12 protein-coding genes are annotated in these 13132 nt (G+C 66.5%); 6 read left to right on the top strand and 6 right to left on the bottom strand.

Features of this window, described 5'->3' with window-relative positions; translation table 11 throughout:
• Positions 1 to 87 precede the first annotated feature (87 nt).
• From IEW87_RS14605 to IEW87_RS14590, 4 genes are all read right to left on the bottom strand, one after another.
• The gene (locus IEW87_RS14605) at positions 88 to 909 is read right to left on the bottom strand and encodes an aggregation-promoting factor C-terminal-like domain-containing protein (RefSeq protein WP_188713117.1); all 822 of its coding nucleotides are present in this window, start codon (positions 907 to 909) and stop codon (positions 88 to 90) included.
• A gap of 315 nt (positions 910 to 1224) precedes the next feature.
• Entirely contained in the window at positions 1225 to 1425 is a 201-nt protein-coding gene (locus tag IEW87_RS14600) for a hypothetical protein (protein ID WP_188713116.1), read from the bottom strand.
• Positions 1426 to 1458: 33 nt separating this feature from the next.
• Positions 1459 to 2373, bottom strand: a complete 915-nt coding sequence (locus tag IEW87_RS14595; RefSeq protein ID WP_188713115.1) for a DNA-3-methyladenine glycosylase family protein — start codon at positions 2371 to 2373, stop codon at positions 1459 to 1461.
• Between the two features lie 50 nt (positions 2374 to 2423).
• Positions 2424 to 3197, bottom strand: coding sequence for a winged helix-turn-helix domain-containing protein (locus tag IEW87_RS14590; RefSeq protein ID WP_188713114.1), 774 nt, complete (start codon positions 3195 to 3197; stop codon positions 2424 to 2426).
• 373 nt (positions 3198 to 3570) lie between these two features.
• On the opposite strand from IEW87_RS14590, the gene IEW87_RS14585 reads away from it, so the two are divergent.
• On the top strand, positions 3571 to 3864 hold the full coding sequence (locus tag IEW87_RS14585; protein WP_229731225.1) for a GNAT family N-acetyltransferase: 294 nt from the start codon (positions 3571 to 3573) through the stop codon (positions 3862 to 3864).
• Between the two features lie 20 nt (positions 3865 to 3884).
• Here the strand turns inward: IEW87_RS14585 and IEW87_RS14580 are convergent, their stop codons facing one another.
• Positions 3885 to 4664, bottom strand: coding sequence for an SseB family protein (locus IEW87_RS14580; protein ID WP_188713112.1), 780 nt, complete (start codon positions 4662 to 4664; stop codon positions 3885 to 3887).
• A 258-nt stretch (positions 4665 to 4922) separates the two neighbouring features.
• On the opposite strand from IEW87_RS14580, the gene IEW87_RS14575 reads away from it, so the two are divergent.
• The gene (locus IEW87_RS14575) at positions 4923 to 7133 is read left to right on the top strand and encodes an alpha/beta hydrolase-fold protein (protein WP_188713111.1); all 2211 of its coding nucleotides are present in this window, start codon (positions 4923 to 4925) and stop codon (positions 7131 to 7133) included.
• Positions 7134 to 7138: 5 nt separating this feature from the next.
• On the opposite strand, the gene IEW87_RS14570 is transcribed toward IEW87_RS14575, so the two are convergent.
• Positions 7139 to 8170, bottom strand: a complete 1032-nt coding sequence (locus IEW87_RS14570; protein WP_188713110.1) for a LacI family DNA-binding transcriptional regulator — start codon at positions 8168 to 8170, stop codon at positions 7139 to 7141.
• Between the two features lie 169 nt (positions 8171 to 8339).
• Between IEW87_RS14570 and IEW87_RS14565 the strand changes: the two genes are divergently transcribed.
• The 4 genes from IEW87_RS14565 to arfA all read left to right on the top strand — a co-directional run bounded on the left by IEW87_RS14565 (position 8340) and on the right by arfA (position 13118).
• On the top strand, positions 8340 to 9239 hold the full coding sequence (locus IEW87_RS14565) for a carbohydrate ABC transporter permease (RefSeq protein WP_188713109.1): 900 nt from the start codon (positions 8340 to 8342) through the stop codon (positions 9237 to 9239).
• On the top strand, positions 9236 to 10123 hold the full coding sequence (locus tag IEW87_RS14560; protein ID WP_188713108.1) for a carbohydrate ABC transporter permease: 888 nt from the start codon (positions 9236 to 9238) through the stop codon (positions 10121 to 10123). Before IEW87_RS14565 ends, IEW87_RS14560 begins: the two co-directional genes overlap by 4 nt.
• A 47-nt stretch (positions 10124 to 10170) precedes the next feature.
• Positions 10171 to 11499: an ABC transporter substrate-binding protein gene (locus IEW87_RS14555; protein WP_188713107.1), complete on the top strand. Its 1329-nt coding sequence runs from the start codon at positions 10171 to 10173 to the stop codon at positions 11497 to 11499.
• A gap of 107 nt (positions 11500 to 11606) precedes the next feature.
• Positions 11607 to 13118, top strand: a complete 1512-nt coding sequence (gene arfA / locus IEW87_RS14550; protein ID WP_188713106.1) for an arabinosylfuranosidase ArfA — start codon at positions 11607 to 11609, stop codon at positions 13116 to 13118.
• Positions 13119 to 13132: the final 14 nt, after the last annotated feature.

The following is a 13132-nucleotide window of genomic DNA, read 5'->3' as shown; positions in this document are numbered from 1 at the left end:
GTCGCGTGCAAGGCGGAGGAGTGAAGGCGTACGAATGTACGTCGATCGACGACAACGCCGCAGGCGGCACGCCCCGGCGCCTCAGCATTAGTACCAGTTGACGGCTTGGGAGTGCCCCCAGGCGGCGCAGGGGGTGCCGTAGGCGCGCGAGATGTAGTCGAGGCCCCAGGTGATCTGCGTTGTGGCGTTGGTCGCCCAGTCGCCGGCGACGGTCCCCATCTTGCTGCCGGGCAGGGACTGCGGGATCCCGTAGGCGCCGCTGGAGGGGTTGGTCGCCTGGTAATTCCAGCCGGATTCCTTCGTCCACAGCGCGTCGAGGCAGCCGAACTGGTCGGCTCCCCAGCCGTAGGTCGATGACATCAGCTCGCTCGCGGTGGCCTTCGCGCCCTCGACGGTGTTGGCCTCGGCGAGAGCGGCGGCTTCCTCGGCCTCGCGCGCTTCGCGCTCCTCGCGTTCTTTGCGTTCGCGGCGCTCCTGCTTCTTCTCGGCCTTCGTGACGTTCGGCTCGAGTCGGTCGATCTCGGCGTTGGCGTCGGCGGTCACGTTGCTCGCGACGGACGCGGGCAGCCCTTCGTAGTCCTCGAGGTATTCCACGTATCCAGTGAGGGACGAGGCATCGACGCGTGTCTTCTCGGCGCGGGTGAGGAGGTCGGTGGCGGAATCGAGCGTCTTTGCCGCCTGCTTGGCGATGTCGCCGCTCGCGAGCTGAACGGGTCCGGCCGATTCGCGCGGCGTCGCGGATCCCAGGGATGCCGCGGCCGTTCCGCTCACGACAGCGAGCGCGGCGGTCGCGACGGCGACGCCGATGCTGATCCGGCGACGGCGGCGCTCGCGCTCCTGTCGGAGGCGGATGATGTGGCTCGGTCGCGGGTAAGGGGTCAGGGGCAACGGGGCGTCGTCGTGCGTCATGCGGGTGCTCTCACGGTCTGTGCGGCGCGGTGGGTTGCCGCGCGCGGCGGGACCGATGACGACGCTGGCTCGGTCGGGGGACCTGACGAGAATGCGATCTGATCCTGAACGGGGCCGTAGAAATCACCCGGTGCGAGCCGAAATCGCGCTCGTGGCTCGGCCGGGAGTCGTCGAACCTGAGAACGCGGCCGAGAGGTGCCGGATCCGCGTCACGATGCCGATCGCAGCGCTGCCGGTTACTCTATAACGAACCGATAACGGTGGGCGCCTCGGAATCCGCTTCGAGAGTGGTGAGAACGGTTCTCGCGCGGCTGGTCAGAGTTCGGTTCCGTCGTCGTCGCGGTCGTAGATGCCCTGGTTGCCGGCCGCCTTTGAAGACATGCCGATCAGCGCGCCGATGCCGATAAGGATCCCGAGCGCGACGCCGAGCCACGGGTTGCCGAGGACGGTGCCGACGAGGACTGCGAGGGCGAACAGGCCGACGGTGATGAGGATCCGGCGGACGCGAGGGGACATGCCTCCATTGTCTCGCGATCCGCGCCGCCCGGCTCAGCGGGCGCGATGATCTTCGATGTGGAGCCTCGGCGCGCGGCGCGGCTCTCGCGGGCCGCAGGCCAACAGCAGGCGGATCACGCGCTGTCGGTGGCCGCGCCACGGTTCGAGCAGGGCGAGCATGCCGGCGTCATCGGTGCGCTGGCCCGTGAGCGCATAACCCACCTCGTGCGAGAGGTGAATGTCGCCGACACTCACCGCGTCCGGATCCCCGAGGGCGCGAATCCGTGTCTCGGCGGCCGTCCACGCACCGACACCGGCGAACGACGTCAGGGGATCGGTGGGCCGGCCCGTTGCACCGCGGGTCGCGCGCTCGACCGCGTCGGGGCGCCGGGCCGCGCCGACGATGGTCTTCGACTGTGGCGGCTCGACCCCCGCGCGATGCCACGTCCAGGACGGGATCTGCCCCCAGGCGTCGGGCGCTGGCGGGGCGAACAGCGGGCGGGGAGTCGGCCCTGGGGCGCGGTCACCCTGCCAGGTGACGAGCCGACGCCACGCGCCGAAGGCCTGCCGCACGGTGACCTTCTGTTCGAGGATGGCCTGCGCGAATGCGTCGAAGACGAGGTCGGTGCGCGCGAGATGCATGCCCGGCCGTCGGCTCGCCGCGCGCGCCACGACCGGGTGGAGCGCGGCGTCGAAGCCGCGGGCGTCGTCGTGTGCGCCGCAGAGGGCGGGCACCTGCGCGAGTGCCCATTCTCGTCCGGCGCCCCACGCGGCCGCCCTGATGGATCCGTCTGGTCGCTGCGCGAGCGCAACCGTCGCGAGCCCCGCGGGGGTGCGGGACGCGCGCCAGATCACGCCGCCGGACCGGTGCTGCGTCGGATCGCCGGGCCCGCGCTGCAGACTGCCGACCGTCGTGCCCAGGTCGACCGCGGTGCGCGGCCGGTAGGTGGTCTGCAGGGGGAGGGTCATGCCGTCACGCTACGCGCGACGTCCGACAAACGAGCCGTGAGCGGCGGGCCTCAGAACCTGTCGGGCGAGGGGGCGCCGGTGCCGTATCGGATGACGACGTCGGCGTGACGGTCGAATCGATACCCGACGCCGCGCACGGTCCGCACGATGTCCTCGTAACGGCTCAGCTTCGAACGCAGCCGACGCACGTGTACGTCGATCGTGCGCTCGCCGGGGGCGGAGTCGTCGCCCGCCTGCCACAGCGAGTCGACGAGCTCGGAGCGCTCGATCGTGCGGCCCTCACGCAGCACGAGGTACTGCAGCAGTTCGAACTCCTTGTACGTGAGCGACGCGTTCTCGCCGTCGATCGTGACCCGCTTGCGCGAGATGTCGACGGTGACTCCGGTGTCTGTGTTGCGGGCGGGCGCCTCGGCGCGAACGCGCGCCACGGCACCCGGCTCCTTCAGAGCCAGGCGCACGACGTCGATGTCCCGGCCGCCGGCAGACTGCGGGGCGAGCGCGACGGTGGCGTAGGTCTCGGCGTGCGGTGCGAGCTCGCCAATCGTGCGTCGAAGGGCGTCGACCAGCACGTTGAGGCTGATGCCGTCGGAGGCGGCCTGCGCCTCGTCGAGGCCGACGTACAGCGCGAATCCGCGCGGCTCGGAGGTTCCGGCCGGCAGAGAGGTGGGCGGTGTCGGCGCGGCGTCGCTGGTCACGACCCTGACCTTTGCGGGGTGCGCCGCACGCGCTGCCTGTTGCTCACGCAGAGAGGGTACCGCGTGCAGGTGGGGCGAGCGCGTCGTTCGGGTGGTGGTCGTGGGGCGGCGAGTGGCCAGAACGGTCATGACGAATGTGTCCTTCGAAGGGCGCGGATCCGTCGGATCCACGGAATGCGTGTCGGTGTTCGCGCGGCCCGGAGGGGCGGCGTGCGGATCAGATCACCGGCCGGGCGCGCGAATGATCAGCGCGCGGGGGATCTGTGGTGCAGCAGGCGGGGTTCGCTCAGCGACACATTCGACAACACATGACGACCCGGTGCGGCATCATCGCACCGGTCACTCCGTTCGCCTCCCGGGCGGACAGAAGCAGCGTGTCGTCAGTCATGAGTGCAATTGTGGCGGCGCATCTCGTCACATGTCAACGAATGACGGTCTTCATGACGAAACATGTCGTCGCGCGTCGTGGAATGAACATCGGAGACCGCACGTTGCACCAGGTGTGACCGATTCATTGACTTTCACCGACGCCGTCGAGCAGTCGCGCTTCGAGTTGCGAGACGCGGGCGAGCTCGTCAGCGTGCTCGACTATCGGATCAACGGCGACACGATCGCGCTCACGCGCGCCTTCACGAACCCCGCCAAGCGTGGCAGCGGCTACGCCGCGATCGTGACCGAGCGCGCGGTCGACGCGATCGAGAGCGCGGGGGAGCACCGAGTGTCGCCCGTGTGCTGGTACGTCGCCGAATGGTTCGACGCGCACCCGGAGCGCGCGAAGCTGCTCGCCGACGCCTGACCCGCTGGCACGGTCAGCGCCTACTCGGCGTCGAACGCCTCGAGTGGGATCTCCGCGGCCGGGCCGACGGGGTTCACGACGAGGCCCACCATCTCGTCCTGCCGAGCCGAGAGGACAATCGCGTCGAGCGTGGTCGGCTGGGCGACCGCATTTGGCTGCCACGCCCACAGCTCCGCGGGGCTCGTGAAGACCGCATGCAACACGGATCCGTCGTCGCGCGATGCGCTCGCGATGTTGTAGCCGACCGTGTCGCCATCGTCGCCGGTGACGGGGATCCCGCCGATGTAGACGACGGACTCGCGGAGCAACGCAACGAACTGGCCGAGGTCGTGCTCGCCGTCGACGATCGCCGATGCGAGTCGCGTGGCGCTGTCCTGATCGTCGCCGAAGGCGCGCCGGATCTCGTCGCTGTACGCGATGAAGGCGCCGTCGGTTCCCGCGTCGATCGCGAGGCCGTCGTGCTGGCTCACGGCCTGGGCGAGCACGCTCGACGCGCGCTGCGCGAGCGACCGCACCGTGCCCTCGCCCGCGAATTCCTCGAGGCGCGGATTGTCCGTGAAGGCGAGCAACAGATCGTTGCCGTCGCCGTCACTCACGCTCGTGAGCGCGAGCTTGTCGCCTTCCTGCATCGGGTTGTCGGGATCCGCGAACTCGGAGTGCGAGATGTCGAGCAGCAGCCACCCGGAGGCTGCGCGCCGGAGGACGTCACTGTGCGTCTGGGGATCCTTGGTGTCGGCCCACACGTCGAGGGCCTCCTGCACGCGTGCGTTCTGGACGACGTTCTTCGGGGTGCCGGACATGCGGCCACGGTACGCGGCCTGCGGGGATGAGCGGTAATTGTCGGCTAGGCGGCGCAGCGCGTTGGGTGAGACCTGTGTCACGCCCAGCGCATATACAACGTAGTAATTTCTGTTGACTTATCCGCTCGTTGGTTCCATCCTTGCACACAGGACGATGTACGACGTTGTAAATGGACGGCCGGTTTCATCGTCTTCGCCGTGGAAAGGACCACGGCGGAGAGTGCCGCAGCACTCGCGTACAGAGAGGAATCAATGGTGATGACAACTCGGACACGCGTCCGCCGCCGTCGCGGCGTGAGCCGCAGATGGACAGCGCTGATCGCGACGGGAGCGATCAGCGCGGGCGCATTGCTGGCGGTTCAACCCGCCGCGGCCGACCTGATCGCTGACGACCCCTGGATCTCCGAGATCTCGGACGGTATCTACCAGTTCTCGGTCCCTCACTCGGTGGTGGTGGACGAAGTCGGTGCTGTTCCGGACAGCTTCGCGGTCGAGGGCAGCTTCGGCCCCGGTCACCAATCGTCACGCTTGAGTCTCGGTCGAGACGGCGATATCTGGTCGGCCAAGATCGGCCCGCTTGACCCTGGACAATACTCATTCCACTACGAGGCGAAGGTCGACGGCGGGGGAGTTGTCGAGTTCCGGAATCCGGAGACGCCGCAGGCCGTCACCGCACAGCCGAGCCTGTCGACCTTGTTCGTTGAGGGGGAATCGGCCGAATGGTTGCAAGACGTTCCGAACGGCGGCGAGCTGACGACCCTCGACTATGACAGCCGCGTCGCACACGCCGACCGGGCGGCTCAGGTGTGGACGCCGCCGAACTACGACGCGAACCGCACGGAACCGTACCCGGTGCTGTACCTCCTGCAGGACGAGGGCCAGGCTTACAGCGAGTGGACCGAGCTCGGGCGCGCCGCGCAGATCTTCGACAATCTCGTGAGCAACGGCGAGATCGAACCGATGGTTGTCGTGATGGGCGATGGGGACACGTCCAGGGTGGACGGGGAGGTGCTGCGCAATCTGATTCCGGCCGTGGAAGAGAGCTTCCACGTCTCGTCCGATTCGGATCAGCGTGCACTCGCGGGTATTGGGCGCGGGGCCGCTCAGACCTTGGAACTGATGGTGAAGAAGTCGAAGGAGTTCTCAAGCTTCGGTTCCTTCTCCGGGCATTTCGACGGCTTCATCAGCAACGGCCACGCGAAGCAGATCAACCGGAACGCAGACCTCGTCAGGCTGTACGTCGGAAACACCACCGACGCTTCCTACAATGACAATGTCGCGCTGTCGGAGACGCTCGACGCCGCTGGTGTCGAGTATGAGACGGACGGCTCGAACCCCGCGTACGGCGACATCTGGAACACGTGGCAGGAGGCGTTGGCTGACTTCGCGCCACGCTTGTTCCAGGGCAGCGACGGCGAGATGAGCGAGGGGCACCTCGCGCTCGACGGTGAGCACTCACTGCCCGACGCGGGGACGACGCCGACGCCATGGATCGACGAGAACGGGATCGTGACGTTCGAGACCGACGAATTCCCGGAGGCGTCGGAGGTTGTGGTGTGGGCGAACTGGGGCCCCGCCGGGAACTGGTTGCGCATCCCGATGGTCCGCGACGGCGACCGGTGGCGGTTGACGGTCGGACCGCTGGACGGCGGTTCGTACTACTACAAGTTCACGGGCGACGGCGTCGACATGAAGGACGAGTCGAACCCGACCTTCGTGAATTCCGAACCCACGTGGAGCACCTTCTACGTCGCGGGCGAGGGTCCGCGCGCCAAGTACACGGCAGACGTGGCACCCGAGAATCGCGGCGAAGTCACGACGATGTCCTACGACAGCACGGCTGACGAGAGTCGCTCCGCGTATGTGTGGACACCGTCCGACTATGACCCCGCGCGCGCCGAAGCCTACCCTGTGCTGTATCTGCAGCACGGCGGGGGACAGACCTGGAGTGACTGGATCCAGGTCGGGCGGGCCGCGCAGATCCTCGACAACCACTATCTGCGTGGAAGCATCGATCCGATGGTCGTCGTCATGGCGAACGGCAACGGCGTCGATTTCCCGACGGAGATCACCGAGGTGATCGTGCCGACGGCCGAGCAGAACTACCACGTGAGCGGAGACAGCGCTGACCGTGCGTTGGCGGGGTTGTCGATGGGATCGGGTCACGCGTTCAGCACGCTCCTGGCGCACCCCGGTGAGTTCGCGTACGTCGGGCTGTTCTCCACGTTCGGCTCGGTGCCGGACGACGCCGACGTCGACGCCCTCAACGAGGGGACGGAACTGCTCAGCATCTATTCCGGTGACGTGCAGGACTTCACCCTTCAGCCCACGCTGGCGCTCGTGGAGTCTCTGGAGGAGAACGGTGTCGACCACGTCTTCCACCCGCTGATTCCCGGTCCGCACAGCTGGGACGTGTGGCAGAAGTCGCTCATCGACTTCCTGCCGGACCTATTCACTGCGGGCGAGTAGAGGCGTTACCGCTCGTGGGCGGGGAACCCGGTCGACTCGCGCCGGACGATCCGGTAATCGGGTTTCGCGACGCGTGGGCGTCGTCCGGGTTCCTTGTCCTCGATGCGTTCGATGAGCATCTCGACGGCGTCGGTCGCGATCTGATCGCGACCGACGTCGACGCTCGACATCGACGGAATGGTGAACTGTGCTTCGTCGATGTTGTCGAATCCGATGACCGCAACGTCCTCCGGGGAGCGTAGACCCGCCTCGCCGAGCGCGCGCAGCGCCCCGAGTCCGAGCGAATCGTTGAGCGCGAACACCGCGTCGAACTCGACGCCGGTGCGGAGGAGCTCGCGGATCGATTCGGCACCGGTCGCGCGGCTCCAGTGCGCACCGGTGCGGATGAGTTCCGGATCGACAGGGTAGCCGGCGCCCTCGAGCGCCTGAAGATACCCGGATACGCGAAGCGTGGCGGAACTCGCCCCCTCACCGTCCTGGTGGTCTGCGCCGATCACGGCGATGCGGCGCCGTCCGATGTCGATCAGGTGCTCGACTGCCGCGCGTGCCGACGAGGTGTTGTGCATCGTGACGTGGTCGGTCGGCCCACCGAAGATGCGCTCGCCCAGGAGGACGAGCGGGAACGTGGTGTGAAGCTTCGGGAGGTCACCCTGTCCCAGTGCGGCCGGGCTGAACAGCAATCCATCCGTGAGTCGTGCGCGCTTGTCGCCGAGCACCTCGAGCTCGCGTTCGCGTTCCCCGCCCGTCTGTTCAACGACGACGCTGAGCCCGCGGCTATCTGCCGCACGAATAACCGAGTCCGCGAGCTCGGCGAAGTAATTCTCTCGAAGCGAGGGTACGGCGAGTCCGATCACCCCGGTGCGTCCGGAGCGCAGGCCTCGTGCCGACATGTTGGGGCGGTAGCCGAGCTCGTCGATCGCAGCCTGCACGCGCTCGCGCATCGCCGGCCGTACATGCGGATAGTCGTGGATGACATTGGAGACTGTCTTGATCGAGACGTCGGCGAGGCGCGCGACGTCACGCAACGTGGATGCCATTTCGCCCCCCAAAATCCCGTCGATCGCCCATCCCGCAACTTCCGGCCATTCTAATCGGGGCGGGATCCCTCGACTCGCGACCGCTCTTGCGCACGAGTTTACAGCGTTGTAAAATCTACAGCGTTGTAACGACCTGCTGGCGACGCCGCCGCATACCCTGGAAGGCGCAATGAAGCGACTGCTTTATTCGACGAAGGCCGCACCGTATTTGTTCGTGCTGCCGTTCGTGATCACGCTGCTGCTCTTCTGGGCACTCCCGATCGGACGTTCGTTCGTCTTGAGCTTCCACGAGGTGCTCTACGGCCAAGAGACCTTCATCGGCGCCAAGAACTACGAGCGGATGCTGGGCGACCGCGTCTTCTGGCAGGCCATGGGCAACAGCTTCCGCTACATGGTGTTCACTCTGATCCTGCTGGTGCCGATCCCCATGGTGCTGGCTGCGATTCTCAACTCGAAGATCGGCAGCGACCGCGTCAAGACGTTCTTCAAAGCGTCGCTGTTCGTCCCCGCGCTCACGTCTCTCGTCGTCGCCGGTCTCGTCTTCCGGCTGATGTTCTCCGAGAGCGAGACGGCCATGATGAACCAGATCCTGACGTCGATCGGCCTCGACCCCGTGCGGTGGCTGCGCGAGGACATCCCGGGCCTGCTCGTGCTGCTCGCCCTTGCGCTCTGGCGCTGGGCCGGTGTGAACACGATGTACTTCCTCGCGGGGATGCAGTCGATTCCGCGTGAGTACTACGAGGCCGCCTCGATCGACGGGGCGGGGCGCGTCCAGCAGTTCCTCCAGATCACGATTCCGAACCTGAAGCCGACGATCGTGTACGTCGTCACGATCAGCATCTACGGCGGGCTGGCGATGTTCACCGAGAGCTTCATGCTCTACGCGGGCAACAACTCCCCGAACAACCAGGGCCTGACGATCGTCGGATACCTCTACCGACAGGGCATTGAGAAGAACGACATGGGCTTCGCCTCGGCGGTGGGCGTCGTGCTGCTCGTCGTGGTCCTGACCATCAACATCACGCAGCTTGCCTTGACGGGCACCTTCCGGAAGGCGGATGCGCGATGACGGATACACGCGCAAGCATCACGATCGTCGAGGGCGAGCGCCCGCAGCTTCCCTGGTCGGTGCGCTGGGCGGGCCGGATCCAGTCGGGGCTGCTGATCCTTATGGCGCTCGTCGCGCTGGTCCCGATCATTGCGATCTTCCTCGGTTCCTTCCAGGACGGCGGGACGCTCCTGCGCAGTGGCGTCACCTTCTCCATTGACTTCGGGTCGTTCGATCTCGACAGCTACGAGGTGCTCTTCACCGACTCGGGTGACTACTTCATCTGGTTCTGGAACAGCCTCTGGCTGACAGCCGTTCAGGTCGTGCTCACGCTGCTGGTCAGTTCGTTCGTCTCGTACGGCCTCGCCATGTACAACTTCCGCGGCAAGCAAGCGGTCTTCATCGCTGTGCTCATCGTGATGACGGTGCCGTTCGAAATGATCATGCTCCCGCTGTACGTGCAGATCAACGACTTCGACCTCGCCGACACCTTCATCGTGATCTTCCTCCCGTTCCTCGCCCACGCGATGACGATCTTCTTCTTCCGCCAGTACTTCCTCGGGGTGCCGTACGAACTCGTCGAAGCGGGCCGTGTGGACGGCGTGACAGAGTTCGGCATCTTCTTCCGACTCGTGCTGCCCATCGCCAAGCCGGCCATTGCGGCGATGGCGATCCTGAACGGCATGCTGTGCTGGAACAACTTTCTGTGGCCGCTGCTCGTGCTGCGCAGCTCCGAGAAGTTCATCCTGCCGATCGGTCTGAACGCGCTGCTGACGCCGCACGGCAACAACTACGACCTGCTGATCGTCGGCGCGTTCTTCTCGCTGATTCCGATTCTCGTGCTCTTCCTCGCCTTCCAGCGCTACTTCATTGAAGGCATGACCGCGGGCGCGGTCAAAGGGTGAGCAATATCCGTCTATCCCTCACACACAGCACGCTCAAGGAGAACATCATGAACAGACGCAGGATCACGCCGGTCGCGGCGGTCGTCGCGCTCGGAGCCATCACTCTTGCCGGGTGCGGGGGCGGGGGAGAGCCCGAGGAGGCCGCGGTCAATGACGACGGCTCGACCGTCGTCGACATGTGGGTCTTCGCTGAGGTCCACGCGGCGTTCTACGAGGCCATGGCCGAGGCCTGGAACGACGAGAACCCGGACAAGGCGATCGACCTCCAGATGACGATCTACCCGTATGAAGACATGCACAACAAGCTGCAGCTCGGTCTGAACGCGGGCGAGGGCCTCCCCGATGTCGTCGACATCGAGGTCAACAAGTTCGCGAACTTCATGCGCGGCGAGAACCCGCCGCTCGCCGACCTCACCGCGGCAGCGGAGCCGTACGTCGACGATGTGGTTCAGGCGCGCCTCGACCTGTACTCCAAGGACGGAGCGGTCTACGCCTACCCCACGCACGTGGGAGCGTTCGTCGCCTTCTACAACACCGAGCTGCTCGAGGGCGCGGGGATCGACTACACGACGATCGAGACGTGGACCGACTTCAGCGAGGCGGGCCAGGCCTACAACGAAGCCACCGACAAGAACTTCGGCATCGCCGAGACGGGCGTCACGTTCGTCGAGCCGCTGATCACGGCGCAGCTCGGCGGCGAGTGGATGGATGACGAGGGCAATCCGCTCGTCAACAGCCCGGAAGCCATCGAGACGATCTCGATGCTCCAGGACATGCAGGAGGCCGGAGCGATCTCCACCATCCCCGGCGGCAGCCCCGATGACGAGGAAGCGTTCGGCGCGATCAACGCCGGCGACTTCGCCGCCGTCGTGTACCCCGCCTGGTACACCTCGCGTTTCGTCGACTACATGCCGGACCTCGCAGGCAAGGTCGCGATCGCGCCCGCTCCGGTGACCGAAGACGCGACGGTCAAGACCATCGGCGGTGGCGGCACGGGTACTGCCGTCGTCGGCTCGTCGCCGGTCGCGGAGTTTGCATCGGAGTGGCTGGCGTTCGCCAAGCTCTCGCCCGAGGCGAACGTCGCGGTGTGGGAGGAACTCGGCTTCGACCCGGTGAACATGGCGGTGTGGGAGGACGAAGAGGTCACACACAACCCCGACAACAAGTTCAACGAGTACTTCCAGACGAACCTGTTCGATGTTCTGAACGAGGTCAAGGGAGACATCGGGCACTGGGAGTCGTTCTCGTGGCCGAACTGGCCGTCGGTGGACAACCTCTTCCGCACGGTGACCCTCAATGAGGTGTTCGAGAACGGCGTGCCCGCCGAGGACGCTCTCGAACAAGCCCAGGCCGATCTCGAGAACGAACTCGGCTAGCACGCCCCACACGCCCGCTGGCAGCGCTCGTCACGCGCTGCCAGCGGGCGCATCTTCTCCCTCCGCCGTCGACGCGCGTCGACGGAAACTGCTGAAAGGATCCCTTCATGCTGACTGCTTCCGTCACGGTCGACCCCGCCTTCGTCGTCGGGCCCGTGCGCCCGCGAACGTTCGGCTCGTTCGTTGAGCACCTCGGGCGCTGCGTCTACACCGGCATCTTCGAACCGGAGCACCCTTCCGCGGACGCGGATGGCTTTCGGCACGACGTCATTGACCTCTTGCGTGAGCTCGGCGTGACGACGGTGCGCTACCCGGGCGGCAACTTCGTCTCCGGGTACCGCTGGGAGGACGCGATCGGTCCGGTTGACGAGCGTCCGCGGCGCCCCGAATTGGCGTGGCACTCCACGGAGCCGAACCTCGTCGGCGTCGACGAGTTCATCCGCTGGTGCCGATCGGCCGATGTCGAGCCGATGATGGCCGTCAACCTCGGCACCCGCGGAGTGCAGGAGGCGCTCGATCTGCTCGAGTACTGCAACGGCGCCGGGGACACGCACTTCGCGAACCTCCGGCGGGCGAACGGATCCGACGAGCCGTACGACATCAAGATGTGGTGCCTCGGAAACGAGATGGACGGCCCGTGGCAGATCGGTCACAAGACGGCCGAGGAATACGGCAGGATCGCGGCCGAGACCGCGCGCGCGATGCGGATGATGGATCCGGACCTCGTGCTGGTCGCGTGCGGTTCGTCCAAATCCGCCATGCCGACGTTCGGCGACTGGGAACGGGTCGTGCTGACCGAGTCGTACGAGCACGTCGACATGGTGTCGGCCCACGCCTACTACTACGAGGAGGACGGTGACCTCGCATCGTTCCTCGCCTCCTCGATCGATATGGACCACTTCATCGACTCGGTCGCGGCGACTGCCGACGCTGTTCGGGCGTCGGGCAAGCACAGCAAGCGGATCGCGATCTCCTTCGACGAGTGGAACGTCTGGTACCAGAAGCGAGCCGAGTCGAAGGTGCCGGAAGGCGACGACTGGCCGGTTGCTCCCGTCCTCCTCGAGGACAAGTACAACGTGGCCGACGCCGTCGTGGTCGGCAACCTGCTCATCTCGCTGCTGCGACACACCGACCGCGTGCACTCCGCGTCGCTTGCGCAGCTGGTGAATGTCATCGCGCCGATCATGACCGAGCCCGGCGGCCGGAGCTGGCGCCAGACGATCTTCCACCCGTTCGCGCTGACCGCGCGGCATGCCGCAGGGGAGGTGCTGCGCCTCGCGATCGATGCGCCGACGCAGGAGACGGCGAAGTTCGGAGCGGTGCCGGTGATCGACGCCGTCGCCACCCACGACCCGGCCTCGGGCGACATCGTGGTGTTCGCCGTGAACCGGGCGACGGGCGAGGACCTCGAGCTCGCGGTTGACGTGCGCGGTGCCAGCGACCTGCAGCTCGTCGAGGCCGTGACGTTCGCGCACAGTGACCCGATGTGGCAGGCCACGGCCGACGACCCCGACACGGTTCTCCCGCGCGCGAACGACAGCGCCACGATCACGGGGGAGCGGCTGACCGCGGTGCTCCCGCCCGTGTCGTGGTCGATGCTGCGCCTGGCGCGCCGCTGATCGTGGACGGCGGG

The sequence above is a fragment of the Microbacterium faecale genome (assembly GCF_014640975.1).
GTDB lineage: Bacteria > Actinomycetota > Actinomycetes > Actinomycetales > Microbacteriaceae > Microbacterium > Microbacterium faecale.
This window is presented reverse-complemented; position numbering and strand designations above follow the sequence as displayed.

What these genes read in the sequence shown, in the direction of transcription:
- IEW87_RS14565 (WP_188713109.1), top strand. Translation starts at nt 8,340, where the DNA reads ATGAAGCGACTGCTTTATTCGACGAAGGCCGCACCGTATTTGTTCGTG.
- IEW87_RS14560 (WP_188713108.1), top strand. Translation starts at nt 9,236, where the DNA reads ATGACGGATACACGCGCAAGCATCACGATCGTCGAGGGCGAGCGCCCG.
- IEW87_RS14590 (WP_188713114.1), bottom strand. Translation starts at nt 3,197, where the DNA reads ATGACCGTTCTGGCCACTCGCCGCCCCACGACCACCACCCGAACGACG.
- IEW87_RS14580 (WP_188713112.1), bottom strand. Translation starts at nt 4,664, where the DNA reads ATGTCCGGCACCCCGAAGAACGTCGTCCAGAACGCACGCGTGCAGGAG.
- IEW87_RS14595 (WP_188713115.1), bottom strand. Translation starts at nt 2,373, where the DNA reads ATGACCCTCCCCCTGCAGACCACCTACCGGCCGCGCACCGCGGTCGAC.
- IEW87_RS14555 (WP_188713107.1), top strand. Translation starts at nt 10,171, where the DNA reads ATGAACAGACGCAGGATCACGCCGGTCGCGGCGGTCGTCGCGCTCGGA.
- IEW87_RS14605 (WP_188713117.1), bottom strand. Translation starts at nt 909, where the DNA reads ATGACGCACGACGACGCCCCGTTGCCCCTGACCCCTTACCCGCGACCG.
- IEW87_RS14575 (WP_188713111.1), top strand. Translation starts at nt 4,923, where the DNA reads ATGACAACTCGGACACGCGTCCGCCGCCGTCGCGGCGTGAGCCGCAGA.
- arfA (WP_188713106.1), top strand. Translation starts at nt 11,607, where the DNA reads ATGCTGACTGCTTCCGTCACGGTCGACCCCGCCTTCGTCGTCGGGCCC.
- IEW87_RS14570 (WP_188713110.1), bottom strand. Translation starts at nt 8,170, where the DNA reads ATGGCATCCACGTTGCGTGACGTCGCGCGCCTCGCCGACGTCTCGATC.
- IEW87_RS14600 (WP_188713116.1), bottom strand. Translation starts at nt 1,425, where the DNA reads ATGTCCCCTCGCGTCCGCCGGATCCTCATCACCGTCGGCCTGTTCGCC.